Origin of the sequence: Promicromonospora sp. MS192, assembly GCF_049532985.1 — a bacterium.
GTDB lineage: Bacteria > Actinomycetota > Actinomycetes > Actinomycetales > Cellulomonadaceae > Promicromonospora.
Map to the genome: position 1 here is coordinate 2,519,998 of NZ_CP186693.1, position 12,981 is coordinate 2,532,978.

14 protein-coding genes are annotated in these 12,981 nt (G+C 69.0%); 5 read left to right on the forward strand and 9 right to left on the reverse strand.

All coding sequences use genetic code 11. The annotated features are described in order from the left end of the window. Positions 1–52 precede the first annotated feature (52 nt). Positions 53–643, reverse strand: coding sequence for an Lrp/AsnC family transcriptional regulator (locus ACO229_RS11415; protein WP_423464990.1), 591 nt, complete (start codon positions 641–643; stop codon positions 53–55). Here ACO229_RS11415 and ACO229_RS11420 point away from each other — a divergent pair. Both ACO229_RS11420 and ACO229_RS11425 read left to right on the forward strand, forming a co-directional pair. Beyond that, positions 642–1,916: an amino acid permease gene (locus tag ACO229_RS11420; RefSeq protein ID WP_423464991.1), complete on the forward strand. Its 1,275-nt coding sequence runs from the start codon at positions 642–644 to the stop codon at positions 1,914–1,916. The genes ACO229_RS11415 and ACO229_RS11420 overlap by 2 nt on opposite strands. Positions 1,917–1,968: 52 nt before the next feature. After that, positions 1,969–2,388, forward strand: a complete 420-nt coding sequence (locus ACO229_RS11425; protein ID WP_397433515.1) for a hypothetical protein — start codon at positions 1,969–1,971, stop codon at positions 2,386–2,388. A gap of 184 nt (positions 2,389–2,572) precedes the next feature. Here ACO229_RS11425 and ACO229_RS11430 read toward each other — a convergent pair whose 3' ends face one another. Further along, entirely contained in the window at positions 2,573–3,184 is a 612-nt protein-coding gene (locus ACO229_RS11430) for a TetR/AcrR family transcriptional regulator (RefSeq protein ID WP_423464992.1), read from the reverse strand. A gap of 326 nt (positions 3,185–3,510) precedes the next feature. Between ACO229_RS11430 and ACO229_RS11435 the strand changes: the two genes are divergently transcribed. The 3 genes from ACO229_RS11435 to ACO229_RS11445 all read left to right on the forward strand — a co-directional run bounded on the left by ACO229_RS11435 (position 3,511) and on the right by ACO229_RS11445 (position 6,474). Next, positions 3,511–4,416, forward strand: a complete 906-nt coding sequence (locus tag ACO229_RS11435) for an NADP-dependent oxidoreductase (protein WP_423464993.1) — start codon at positions 3,511–3,513, stop codon at positions 4,414–4,416. Between the two features lie 51 nt (positions 4,417–4,467). Continuing rightward, positions 4,468–5,190, forward strand: coding sequence for an alpha/beta fold hydrolase (locus ACO229_RS11440; protein WP_423464994.1), 723 nt, complete (start codon positions 4,468–4,470; stop codon positions 5,188–5,190). Between the two features lie 156 nt (positions 5,191–5,346). Then, the gene (locus ACO229_RS11445; RefSeq protein WP_423464995.1) at positions 5,347–6,474 is read left to right on the forward strand and encodes a Gfo/Idh/MocA family protein; all 1,128 of its coding nucleotides are present in this window, start codon (positions 5,347–5,349) and stop codon (positions 6,472–6,474) included. Between the two features lie 124 nt (positions 6,475–6,598). Here the strand turns inward: ACO229_RS11445 and ACO229_RS11450 are convergent, their stop codons facing one another. From ACO229_RS11450 to ACO229_RS11480, 7 genes are all read right to left on the reverse strand, one after another. After that, positions 6,599–7,003, reverse strand: a complete 405-nt coding sequence (locus ACO229_RS11450) for an SDR family oxidoreductase (protein ID WP_423465292.1) — start codon at positions 7,001–7,003, stop codon at positions 6,599–6,601. Further along, positions 6,934–8,025, reverse strand: coding sequence for a glycoside hydrolase family 172 protein (locus tag ACO229_RS11455; RefSeq protein ID WP_423464996.1), 1,092 nt, complete (start codon positions 8,023–8,025; stop codon positions 6,934–6,936). The genes ACO229_RS11450 and ACO229_RS11455 overlap by 70 nt, the downstream gene beginning before the upstream one ends. A 46-nt stretch (positions 8,026–8,071) precedes the next feature. Continuing rightward, positions 8,072–8,950, reverse strand: a complete 879-nt coding sequence (locus ACO229_RS11460) for a carbohydrate ABC transporter permease (protein ID WP_423464997.1) — start codon at positions 8,948–8,950, stop codon at positions 8,072–8,074. After that, positions 8,947–9,912, reverse strand: a complete 966-nt coding sequence (locus tag ACO229_RS11465; protein WP_423464998.1) for a carbohydrate ABC transporter permease — start codon at positions 9,910–9,912, stop codon at positions 8,947–8,949. The genes ACO229_RS11460 and ACO229_RS11465 overlap by 4 nt, the downstream gene beginning before the upstream one ends. Positions 9,913–9,944: 32 nt before the next feature. After that, positions 9,945–11,264: an ABC transporter substrate-binding protein gene (locus tag ACO229_RS11470; protein ID WP_423464999.1), complete on the reverse strand. Its 1,320-nt coding sequence runs from the start codon at positions 11,262–11,264 to the stop codon at positions 9,945–9,947. A gap of 55 nt (positions 11,265–11,319) precedes the next feature. After that, complete coding sequence (locus ACO229_RS11475) at positions 11,320–12,333, reverse strand: LacI family DNA-binding transcriptional regulator (RefSeq protein ID WP_423465293.1); 1,014 nt, start codon at positions 12,331–12,333, stop codon at positions 11,320–11,322. Between the two features lie 194 nt (positions 12,334–12,527). Then, positions 12,528–12,674 (reverse strand): hypothetical protein, encoded by a 147-nt coding sequence (locus tag ACO229_RS11480; RefSeq protein ID WP_423465000.1) that lies wholly within the window; start codon positions 12,672–12,674, stop codon positions 12,528–12,530. Between the last annotated feature and the right edge of the window lie 307 nt (positions 12,675–12,981).

The window sequence follows — 12,981 nt, forward strand, 5'->3', positions numbered from 1 at the left end:
GCGGTAAGGAAAACTGCATCCTGCGCCGGGCGGCTGCGACGCCCTGGGCGGATCATTCCCCGGACAACCGCTGGTGCACCCGCTTCTGCGCGCTCTGGAAGACGATCTGGCTCCGGAAGGTGACGACCTCCCGTGGCTGGCTGAGGCGGTCGATGAGGAACGCGTGCAGGTGGTCGAGGTCGCGGGCGGTCACATGAGCGAGCAGGTCCTCGTCCCCGGCGAGGACGTAGACGGCCATGACCTCGGGCAGCTTGATCAGGGCGGCCTTGAACGAGTCGATCACATCGCGGTTGAGCGGGCGCAGCCGGATGGAGACGAACGCCTCGACCCTGCGGTCGAGCGCCGCCGGGTCGATGTCGGCGTGATACCCGCGGATGACGCCGCGAGCACGCAGGTGCCGTACCCGTTCCAGGCAGGTGGAGGGTGCGATGCCGAGGTGCCGGGCCAGGTCGCGGTTGGTCTGCCGTGCATCGCACTGGAGCTGTTGCACGATCGCCGAATCAAGTTCGTCCACGATCAGGATCGTATCGATCGTTCCGAACGACGTTCGGCCTCGGCCCCAGGTGCGCGTTCCTGTGCTTACGCTCACGCCGATTTCCTGGCCATCCGGCACAGGATGGCCATCGGGCAGAGGACGGTACATGGGAGAGAAGGTTCGCCCGGGCGCACGCCGCGCCCCCGGGCTCGGTGTCGTGACAGGTGCGGTCATGCTGCTCGGCGCGGTGCTCGGACCGGGGGCGCTGGCTCTGCCCGCGCTGGCGGCCGAGGCCGCCGGACCCGCGTCCTTGCTGGCGTGGGCACTGCTGCTCGTCGCCGGCATCCCGGTCGCGGCGACGTTCGCGGCGCTCGGTGGCGCCTATCCCGACGGCGGAGGCGTGGCGCACTTCGCGGCGGTCGCCTTCGACGGACGGATCGCCGCGGCGGTCGGCTGGTGGTTCCTGGCGGCAGTGCCGCTCGGCGTCACGGCCGCCGCGCTGATGGGCGGGCACTACGTCGCGGCCGCCGTCGGTGCAGGTCCCGGGTTTGCCACGGGTGTCGGCCTCGGGCTGCTCGTGGCGTCGTTCGTCCTGAACGCCGTCGGACTCCGCGCGACGGGGCGGATCCAGGTCCTGAGCGCCGCCGTCATGGTGATCCTCCTGGTCGTGGCCGTCACGGTCTCGCTCGGCAGCGTGCGCTCCGAGGCGTTCGCCCCGTTCGCCCCTCACGGGTGGACGAGCGTCGGCACCGCGGCCACCACCCTGTTCTTCGCGTTCGCCGGCTGGGAGGCGGCCACCCATCTCTCGGCGGACTTCGCGGACCCTCGTCGCGGCCTGCGGCGCGCGACGACGCTCACACTTGCCCTCGTGAGCGTGCTCTACCTCGGGCTCGCGGTCGTCACGCTCGGCGTCCTGGGCCCTGCCGCCGGACGTGATCCGGCGCCGCTGCTCACCCTCCTGCACCGGGCGTTCGGCACCACCGGCACCGCGCTGGCCACCACCGCCGCTCTGCTGCTGACCTTCGGAGCCATCAACGCCTACCTGGCCAGCGGCGCCCGGCTGGGCGCGGCGCTCGGACGGGACCGCGCGCTGCCGCCCTGGCTCGTGGGCAGGACGATGCCGGGGCGTGAGCCACGCCGCGGCCTGGCGTTCCTCGCCGCCTGCTGCCTGGTCGTGGCCGGCCCGGTCCTCGGTGGTCTCGTCACCCTCGACGGGCTGGTCCGCGCCACGTCCGCGCTGCTCGCGGCGGTGACCCTCACCGGAACCCTCGCCGGTGCCAGGCTCCTCCGCGGAGGCGCGCGCGGCAACGCCGTCGTGGCCTCGGCATTCCTCGCTGTCGTGCTGGTGTTCTGCGGCGCATTGCTCGCTGTCCCTGCCCTCGTCGGCGGTGCCGCGTTGACCCATCACCGCCTCGGCGAATATCATCGACGCCTCAGCTAATTCCATTAGCCACACGGCTAATGAGAGTTGCCCATTGGACGGAAGAGTGAACATGGCAACCGCATCCGAGAACCACCAGCTCCTCACCGACTACTACGCCGCCTACGGCGATGGCGGCCCCGAGGGCCTGGCCCGCATGGCGAGCTTCTACACCGAGAGCAAGCCGTCCTACACGGCGGGCCGCTCGGAGCTCTCCGGAGAGACCAACAGCCCGGAGGAGTCGCTGCGGGTGATGCGACGACTCCAGGAGCTCAGCGGCGGGAACATCACGTTCGCGGCACCGCCGACCATCCTGGTCGCGGGCGACGCCGTCGTCGCCCTTGTCGTCCACGAGAAGCACGCACGGATCGGCAGGCCCGAGCTGGTGGTGCCACGGCTCTACGTCTACGAGATCACCGACGGCAAGATCAGCCGCTCCTTCGGCTGGCAGCTCGAGTCGCAGGCGTTCGACGCCTACTACCCGGCGGCGTGACCCACACCCAGCCGGCGAACCGGCCCTGACCAGGCAGTTCGCTCTCCGGCGCGAGCGGGTGGGACGTCCCACCCGCACCTCAGGAGGGTGCGGGCGGGCACGGCGGCGGCCCGCACCCTGCGGTCGAGCGGACTCGGCGGTGGCACCTCAGGCGACGATGAACCCGATCGCAGGTTTCGCCATCTCAGTCGCGGGACCAGGACACCGCGTTCATCGCCACATCAGCGACCCGGCGCAGCTCCGCCTCGCTCCTGCCCGTCGCCGCTTGAACGGCGATGCCGTACGCGACCGTCGTGATGTAGGTCGCCAGCGTGCGCGGATCCTCGGTCTCCGGCAGATCGCCCTCGGCCCGCGCACGCAGGAACCGGGACTCGAGGCGCGCAGCGCCATCTTGGCGCCAGTCGACGAGCACCTTCTGGGCGGTGAGCCCGTTGTCGCCGGCGGACAGCGCAGCCTGGACGCCGAGGCATCCGTGGGGCGCCTCGCGACTCGTGCTGGCAGCGGCCGCACCGCGAAGAATGGACTCGGCGACTTCGCGTGCGGTCGGCTCGGACAGCGCACGGATTCCGTACGAGGCCGGGCCTTCCGTGTACCGCTCGACCACTCGGCGGAACAGCTCGTCCTTGTTCCCGAACGCCGCATACATGCTGCTGCGAGTGATGCCCATCGCCTCGGTCAGGTCCGACAGGCTCGCCCCTTCGTATCCCTTGGCCCAGAACACTCTCATGGCTTGTTCGAGGGCGTGGTCGGGGTCGAACTCGCGGGGCCGCCCCAGCTTGGTCTGCGATACGGGCATGGCAACCATTATGCCCCCTTACGGACCAGGCAGTCCAGATAACGCGGAGGACCGGGCGTCGGGCCACCGTCGACGGTGAGCACGACCATCGATCTCGCACGGGCCGAGCACGGCGCGAACACCCCGCCCTGACGCCCTGAGCCGTGACGCCTGCCTGCACGGTCGGGGCCTTGCCAAGAGATCTCCGCTCGTCTACGTTACATCTGTACCGATCGGTCCTGAAGTGATGTGCTGGACCTTCGGACGACCTCGCTACCGGGCCCCCGTGAGCGAGCACGCCGCAGCGGAAGTGCTGCCGGCTCGATGTGAGGAGACGAAGAATCATCATGAAAGCCGCCGTCATCACCGCGTTCGGCGAACCCTCCGTGTTGCAGGTTGCGGAGGCTCCACGACCGGTACCGGGTCGGGGTCAGGTACTGGCGCGGGTTCACGCCGCCGGGGTGAACCCGGCGGAGATCCAGGCACGCGCCGGAGCGTTCGGCCTCCGCGCTCCCGCCATCATCGGATTCGAGTTCGCCGGCGTCGTCGAGGCGGTCGGACCGGGCGTCGACGAGGACCTGGTCGGCGGCCGCGTCGCCGGGTGGCCGGACTCGGCCGCCCAGGGCTCCTACGCCGAGTACACGGTCAGCAGCAACTTCGCGACGATCCCCGACGGCGTTTCGTTCGAGGAGGCCGCGGCTACCGTCATCGGCGCCGACAACGCGGCGAGGGGGCTCGCGCTCCTGAACCTTCGCCCGGGTGAGACGCTCGTGGTCACCGGCGCGAGCGGTGCTCTGGGCGGCGCCGCCGTGCAGTTCGCGCGACAGCGCGGTGTGACGGTGATCGGCGTCGCCGGGACCGCCAACGCAGACTTCGTCAGGAGTCTCGGTGCGATCCCTGTCGCCCACGGCCCCGGCCTGGTCGACCGCATCCGCGAAGCCGCTCCCGACGGCGTCGATGCCGCGCTCGACACCGCCGGCAAGGGACTTCTTCCCGCCCTCGTCGATCTCCTGGGCGGCCCGGGCCGGATCGTCACGCTCGCCGACCGCGATGCCGCACGATACGGCGTCGAGTTCAGCCCGGGCGGCAGCGGGAATCGCGACCACGGCCCCGTCCAGGAAGCCCTGGATCTGATCGCCGCCGGCACATGGACCGCACGCGTCGGCCGGAGCTTCCCGCTCGACGAGGCCGCGGACGCCCATCGCCTCGTCGCCACGGGCCACACCCACGGCAAAGTCATCCTTCTTCCCTGACTCGGCCGACCGGCCGTTCCACCACGACAACAATCACTGGGAGAGTCCGAAATGCCTGCAGTCCTCATCCACGGTGTACCTGATACCCACCGGATCTGGGACACCGTCCGTCCCTATCTTCGACGCGAAGATGTTGTGACGATCGATCTCCCCGGGTTTGGCACACCCCTACCAGCGGGATTCACGTCGACGAAAGAGGAGTATCTCGACTGGCTCATCACGAAGATCGAAGAAATCGGCGAACCCGTCGACCTGGTCGGTCATGACTGGGGATCTCTGCTGACGGGCCGTCTCGCATCTCTCCGCCCCGATCTGGTGCGGACATGGACAGGCATCAGCGGGCCGATCGATCCGGAGTACCCGTGGCACTACCTTGCCAAGATCTGGCAGACGCCCGGCGAGGGCGAGCAATGGATGGCGGACCTCGATCTCGAGGCGTTCGCAGCAAGCCTCAACGAGGCGCAGATGCCGCGCGACGCGGCAGACGAATCGGTCCGGCATCTCGATGCCACGATGAGGGCAAGCATTCTCGCCCTCTACCGTTCGGCGATCGAGGTCGGGGCGGAGTGGAAGCCAGGTTTGAGCAGCGTGACCGCACCATCGCTCGTGATCTGGGGCCTGGACGACCCGTTCCTTCCTCACCGGTTCGCCGACGAGCTCGGTAATGCCACACGCGCGCGTGCCGTCTTCAAGCTGCGCAGCTCGCACTGGCCGATGATCGAGCGTCCGGCCGATGTCGCGCGCGAGCTCGAGGCCCACTGGGCTCACGGGTAAGACCTGCGCTTGATTCACTCGGGCTCACCATGGCGAACGGCAACAGCTGCTCGCTCGCCATGGTGAGCCCGAGCGCCCACGCATGTGTCCGGAAACGAATCAACGTGACGCGGCCCGGAGAGCGTTGCCAGGGCTGCGCGAGGCAGGAGAATCCTAGTGACGAATTCAGCAAGTGCCCGGATCGGCGTCGGCCTGATCGGAGCCAGTGCCGATCGAGGTTGGGGCGGAATCGCTCACGTCCCGGCGCTGCAGGCGCTCGACGCGTTCCAGATCCGCGCCGTCAGTACGACTCGTATGGAGAGCGCGAACGCGACCGCTCGTCGGCTGGGCGCCGATCTCGCCTTCGACACACATGAGGCTCTGGTCGCGCGACCGGAGGTCGACCTGGTGGTGGTTGCGGTCAAGGTGCCGGAGCACAAGCAGATCGTTTCCGACGCGCTGGCCGCGGGCAAGATGGTCTACTGCGAATGGCCGCTCGCAAGAAACCTGTCGGAGGCAGAAGCACTGGAGGGGTTTGCCCGCGAGCGGCGGCTGCGGACGGTTGTCGGGTTGCAGGGTGGCCTGCACCCGCCGGTCCTCTTCCTTCGCGACCTCATCGCGCAAGGCGTGATCGGCAAGCCGCTCAGCACGAGCATCCGAGCGCATGTGGCCGACGACATGTGGGTCGGCCGATATGACCCGCCGGTCGAGTACATGGCTCACGCAGAGCATGGCGCCACGCTTCTGAGCATCATGCTCGGCCACGGGCTCGAACCGCTTGCGCGCGTGCTGGGCACGTTCGAGAGTCTGTCCGCCGTCGTCGCCAATCAGCGCGGTGACGGCGTCCGCCTCTCCGATGGCTCGTCGCTGCCGAAGGACTCGCCGGACGAGATCGTCGTCGCCGGCGTTCTCGACGGCGGGATCGTCACTTCGCTGCACTACAGTGCCGGGCACCCCGCCGGCACGGCGACGGTATGGGAGATCCAGGGCACCGAGGGCAGTCTGCGTGTGGAGTCGGTGTCGGGCTACATCCACTTCACCGATTTCACCATCACGCTGCGCCGCGGCAGCGAGCCTGTCCAAGTGCTCCAGGTACCCCCCGAGCATGCGGGCCCCGACCTGCACCTCGACGCACCCGCGGCGGGGGTCGCCCGCCTCTACGCCCAGTTCGCCGCCGACCTCCGCGACGGAACCGCCGATGCGCCGGATTTCGCGGTGGCACTCGATCGCCACCGGGTACTCGAGGCGATCACACGGGCCGCCGAGACGGGTCAACGGCAGCATCTGTCCGCCCCGGCCGAGTGAGCTCCACGCAGCAGTCCCGTCCCGTCTGAGGATCGAGGAGGTCAGGTGGCAGGCCCCTGAACCAGGGAATGCCACCTGACCTACCGGATCGCTGTGGGTTCGTGGAGCGGAAGCGGACGGGCTCTCAGACGAGGTCGGGTCGGAGGGTACTCTCCGCTCCTCCGTCGATGAAGATGACCTGGCCGGTCACGTATGAGTTGTCCGTGCTCGTGAGCCAGTCGAGGAGCGCCGCCGTGGCGCTCGGCTTTGCGGTTGGCCCGTTGAACGGGGCGGGGCCTCTTGCGAAAAGTGCCTTGCGGTCCTCCTCACTCTCGAGCGTGGACCTCGTCATCGGTGTCTCTATCACGCCGGGCGCGATGGCGTTCAGCGCGACTCCCGGGCCTGCCCAGGGCGAGGTCGGGGCAGTGCGTCGTACCCAGCGGGCGATGGCCAACTTGGATGTCGTATAGAGAGCGGACGTCAGCGAGGTGCTCGTGCGTGCGCCGGTGGCAGCGGGGGAAAACCGTCGGTGGTGCCGTGCTGGTACCAGTAGGCGACGGTGGCGACGTCATCGCTGCGTTCGAACAGCCCGCGGTCCCACGCACCGATCTGCTGGAGGGTGACCCGGAGGCTGGTGTCGAAGTAGATCGGGTCGGGCACGTGCCAGCGGTACAGGCCGTGCATGGGTGGGGCGTCCTGGACGAACGGTGAGGCAATGCTGGTGTCGCGACGGACGTACTGGGGGTAGCCGCAGTAGGGGGCGCTGAAGGTGATGACCTCGGGGTCGGGCGCACTGCGTAGCTCGTCCTGGAAGGCCCAGGCTCCCCCGGCGTAGTCCTCCAGGCCGGTGGAGCACAGGGTCGGCAGGTCGGTGTCGTCGTCGATGTAGAACTTCACCTCGCCCTCGCCCCACCAGTAGCGGTGCAGGGAGGCGAGTGCGACGAAGGTGCCGAGGTAGGTTCCGCGTCCCTGGATGCCGTCGAGGATGACGTGGTCCTCGCCGGGTGCGGTGGTGCCGTTGGACCGGCGCCACTGGGCGTGGAAGTAGGGGGCGTCGTCGTCGATCTTGTCCCCGAGGGTGTAGTCGACCTGGTAGAAGACGTGCGGGATGGGGCCGTGGTGCTGGTTCTCCAGGGTGATCCGAGCCCCGCGCCGGAAGGGCATCTGGATGTAGCTGTTCATGCCCCCGGTGGGCGCGACGACGATCTGGTCGGAGGTGACCAGCGCGCGTTCGCCGAAGCCGTTGCAGAAGAAATCGCCGAGAGGCACCTCGACCGACGGGGTCGGCGCTCCGTCCCAGTAGGCCCGCAGCACGAGGTTGCGCAGGACGAACGGCCCGTCCGCGGTGCGGTCCGGCACGGTGATCCACAGATGGCGGATCACGCCCGGTCCTTCGATGTCGGCGAGGGTCAGTGCCTGCCCGGTGTCCATGGGCAGGAAGGCGGAGCCCTTGCGGCCGGGGCCGAGGGGTGAGGCCGCCGCCGCAGCCGCCCCGGGTCGGCCGTCGGGGTTCTCCGCGTTGATGGACCGGCTGACGAGCTTGGTCGATGGTCGGTTCCACAGGTAGGTCATCGTGCGCCTTTCGTCGGTGCGGCCGGCGGGTTCGCTCGGCCCGGGGTCACTTGATCGCGCCGGCGGTCACGCCCCGGCTGAGCGTGCGCTGGAAGATGAGGAAGAACGCCAGGGTGGGTATCAGGGACAGCAGGGAGCCGGCGTTGAGGACTGTGATGTCGATCGAGTGCTGGCCGCGCAGCGTCGACAGCGCGATCGGGACGGTCTGGGACGCCGGGTCGGCCAGCAGGACCAGCGGTACGTAGAACTCGTTCCAGGTCCAGATGAAGAAGAAGACGACCAGCACGGCGAGCGTCGGCCGCAGTACGGGCATGACCACGCGCCACAGCACCTGCCACCGGCTCGCGCCGTCCAGTGCCGCGGCCTCCAGGAGCTCGCGTGGCACCGTGGACATGACGCTGGACAGCAGGTAGGTGGCGAACGCGGCCTGCAGCACGGTGAACACGATCACCACCGACCAGATGGTGTTCAGCAGGCCGAGTGCCTGGGCGCCGTAGAACAGCGGGTAGATCAGGGCCTCGTGCGGCAGCATCGTGGCCAGCAGCAGCACCGAGACGATCGCGGTGCTCCCCCGCACCCGGCCCACACCGATCGCGTACGCCGCCAGCAGGCCGATCGCCACGCCGAGGAACGCCACCAGGACGCTGATCACCACCGAGTTGGTCAGGGCGACCGGAAAGTCCACCCGGGAGAGGTATCCGGTGAACGCGTCGAGCGTGAACGACGTCGGCCAGGCCAGCGGCCCGTTCGCGCTGTAGTCCGCGCTGGACTTGAACGCGTTGAGCACCAGCAGCAGGAACGGCGCCGCGGTGACGAGGGCCAGGAGACAGACCGCGATCAGGATCACCCACCGCAGGGGGCCGTGCTTGCGGCGGCGGGCCGTGAGTCCGGCAGCCGGTGCTGCGTGGAGGACCGGTGTGCTCATCGGTTCTGCTCCTCTCGGTCCGCGCGGCGCTGCCACACGAGCAGCACGCTCGCCGCGAGGAAGATCACCAGGGACATGACCGTCGCGATCGCCGACCCGTACCCGACCTGGGAGAGCTCGAAGAAGTTGCGGTAGGCGTAGTAGGACGGCACCACCGTGGAGCCCTCGGGCCCTCCCCCTGTGAGGATGAGGATGGGCGCGAAGACCTTGAGGGCTGCCACCGTGGCGGTGAGCACCACGACGAAGACCTCCGGGCGGATCTGGGGGACGGTGATGGCGCCGAACCGGCGGAACCACCCGGCGCCGTCGAGCTCGGCAGCCTCGTACAGCTCCGGGTCGACGCGTTGCAGGGCGGCCATGAAGATGACCACCGGGTAGCCGATCTGGAGCCAGATCAGCATGACCATCACCGAGAACAGGGCCACGTCGGGGTCGCCGAGCCAGTCGGGTGTCGCCCCGGCGCCGAGCTCACGCAGGATGCTGGTCACGACGCCCTCCTGGGAGTCGAGCACCCACGCCCAGATGAAGCCGGCCACCGCGATCGGGACGATCTGCGGCAGGTAGAACGTCGCCCGCAGGACCGCGGCGGTCCGGGCCCCGAACCGTTTACCCAGGTAGTCGAACAGTACGGCGGCGAGCAGGACGCCGGCCGCCGTCGGCACCACGACGATCGCGACGATCATGTAGAGCGAGTTGCCCAGTGACGCCCAGAAGACGCCGTCACCGAGCAGCTCGGTGTAGTTGTCCAGCCCCACCCAGCGCAGTGGCGCCATGCCGCCACGCCAGCTGTGCAGGCTGATGAGCACGTTCGCGAGGAACGGCGCCGCGACCACGGCGGCGAACCCGACCCCGATCGGGAGCAGATACCACCAGTAGCCTCTCCTGCCGGGACGGGCGGGCCTGCGTCGGGTGGCGGACGCCGGCGCGTCAGGGCGCGCCGGGGCCACGTCGGTTGGTGTCATGGTCTTCCTTCCGGTCCGGGGCCGGGTCGGGCTCAGTCGCCGACCTGCGCGGCCTTGCCGTCGTCGTAGAAGGTCTGCAGCTCGTCGAGGTAGCCGGCGGCGTCCTGGTTGCCGTTGGACATGGCCTGCATCTGGCCCTGGATGAAGTCAAGGAATCCCGGGACCGGGTAGTCCGGGTAGAACGACATCTCGTCCGCCTCGGAGAGCTCGACGAACCGCTCGGTAAAGGCCTGGATGCGCTCGTCCTCGATCGTCGCGGGGTCGCCGGCGATCGGCAGCCCGCCCTTGTTCCCGATCAGGTTCTGCACCTCGGGGCTGAGGGTGATCTCGATCCAGTCGTAAGCCAGGTCCTTGTTGTCCGCCTTGGCCGGGACACCCCACAGGTGCCCGGAGGACCCCATCGTCAGGTTGGCGCCGGGCATCGTGAAGTAGTCCCACTCGAACTGCGCGTCCTGGCTGATGCGCGCGAACTCGCCGTTGTTCCAGATGAGCATCGCGGCGTCACCCTGGAGGAAGTTGACGGTCGCCTGCTCGAACGAGAGGCCCGCGAGGTTCTCGCCGACGTACCCCTTGTCGATCCACTCCTGGAACTTCTCGGTGCCCGCCGCCCAGGGCCCGGCCGTGAAGTCGGTCTCGCCGGTGAGGAACATGAAGTCGTCGATCTGCTGACGGTCGGACATGGCCGAGACGAGCGAGTACCAGACCCACATCTGGTTGAAGCCCTGGCTGGAGGAGGCCGAGCTGGAGATGGGGGTGTGTCCGGCCGCCAGCAGCTTGTCCATGACGACTTCGAACTCGTCGAGCGTCGTGGGCAGCTCGGTGATCCCGGCGTCCTCGAAGATCTCCTTGTTGTAGTAGAACATCACGTACTCACCGATGTTCGGGATGCCGTACCAGTCGCCCGACCCGGCGTTCCCGTTCTCGTCGTAGCGCGCGAACGACGCCATCGAGCCGGTCACCTTCTCGTCCCAGCCGAACTGCTCCACCTGCTCGGTGAGCGGGTCGAGCAGCCCCTGCGCTGCGAGCTGCCCGCCGTCGGCGTTGCCCTTGTTGAACTCGAGCACGTCGGGCACGTCGTTGCCCGACAGCAGGATCTTCGCGTTCTGCCGCATCGCGTCGAAGCTCGTGGTCTGGAAGTCGACCTCGACGTCCGGATGCTTCTCCTGGAACAGCTCCAGGGCCCGCTGCCAGCCCTGCCCCTGGGCGGTGTCCGGGTTCTCGTACTGCAGGATCGTAAAGGTCTCACCCGAGTTCTCACCGCCGCCCGGGCCGGCGCAGGCGCTCAGGGCGATCGCCGCGACGCTCGCGGCAGCGGCCGCCGCGGCGTACGTGCGCAGGGTCTTTCTGGTCATGTCAGCCTCCTTGCTGGGTCATGCTGTTCAATGCCGAATGGTGCTGTTGACTGGTTCAGGCTGGTGGGGCGACCGAGTCACGTTCGACGAGGCCGCACGCGATGCGCTCGACGGCGGTCGGGCCGGTCTCGGTGCCCTTGATGCGGGCGACGGCCCGTCGCGCGGCCCATTCGCCCATCTCGAAGTGCGGGAGCTGCACGGTCGTCAGGCCCGGCATCATCGCGTCGGCCACGAACTGCTGGTTGTCGAAGCCGACGAGCGAGAGATCGTCCGGGATACGCACGCCGAGGATGGCGGCCACCTGCGCGAACGCGAGCGCGATCTGGTCCGAGAAGCAGAAGATCGCAGTCGGCCTGCGCGCCGAGCGCAGGACGTCGAAGGCCACCGGGATCGCGGCATGGGTGGACGGATCCGGCACCGTGAAGGTCAGACCCGGATCGACCTCCATGCCTGCGTCGGCGTGCGCGGTCTCGTAGCCGCGCTGGCGCAGCCGGCTGGCCACGTAGGTCTCCCCTGACACGTTCACCAGGCCGATCCGGCGGTGCCCGGCTGCGATCAGGTGGGCGGTGGCGGCGTGTGCCCCGGAGACCTCGTCCGGGACGACGGCGTCCGCGTGCCCGGGGTCGCTCGGCCACCCGTCGAGCACCACCGCCGGCACGCTGCGCGGCACCGGCGGTACCACCACCTCCCGGTGGAAGTCCGCGGCCACGACGAGCGCCTCGATGTCGCGCTGCAGGAGCGACTGGGCCGCCGGGAGGTCCAGCTCGCGGTTGCCCCCGGTGTCGATCACCATGAGCAGGTAGCCCTCTTCCCAGGCCGCGCTCTGCGCCCCGGCCAGCATGTGACCGGCGAAGGGAACGGTCGCGACCCGGTCCGCCACCAGGCCGATGGTGTGCGACCTGCGGGTCTTGAGGCCACGGGCAAGCAGGTTGGGGACGTAGCCCAGCTCGGACGCCCGGGCCCGGACCCGGTCGGCGACGTCGCGCCGCACCCGGCCGCGGTCCCGGTCGTTGAGCACGAGCGAGACGGTCGACACCGACACACCGAGCTCGTCGGCGATGTCCTTCATCGTCAGCACTGACGCGTCCCTCCGTCGAACGATTGACGTCAAACGATTGATGGGACGCTAGAAGCGTCAATCGTCTTGACGCAACTGACCGCGATATGTGGCGTGCGTCACGCGTACCCGCGGTCCTTTCGACGGGACTGAGCCACGGGTCGCTCATCAACCCGCGGCTCGGTCACCCCCATCGCTGCACGCTGTCACGCCGCCACACGGCTGCCCGCCGTGCGCAGCCCGGACATGCTGCCGTACAGCGCCTTCAGCCGGGCGACCTCGTCCAGGTCGGCGAACGTAGCGATGCCGCGACCGAGGCACCTGAACCGCGTGCACGAACTCGTCGCACCCATCGGGCCGCTAGTCAGCTCTCGACAACTGTCGACGGAAGCCGGCGCACCCGAGCTCCCGCCCACGGCCTCGACCACGGAATGATCTCGCGTGCCATCGACCGTGAGTCCGGCCAGGCTCGGGGCCGACGCGATCCGGGGTACCGACGTACCTGCAGTCGGCCAGGTCCAGGTCGTCGTACCGCCTGCCCTCGCGACCGGCCGCTGCAGTGCCCCGAGAACCGGACCACGAGGATCGGGGGGGGACATGAACGAGAAGCCCTGAGCGACAACACGGTTGCCTGTCCGCGTGAGCCAGGCTCACCCGGTG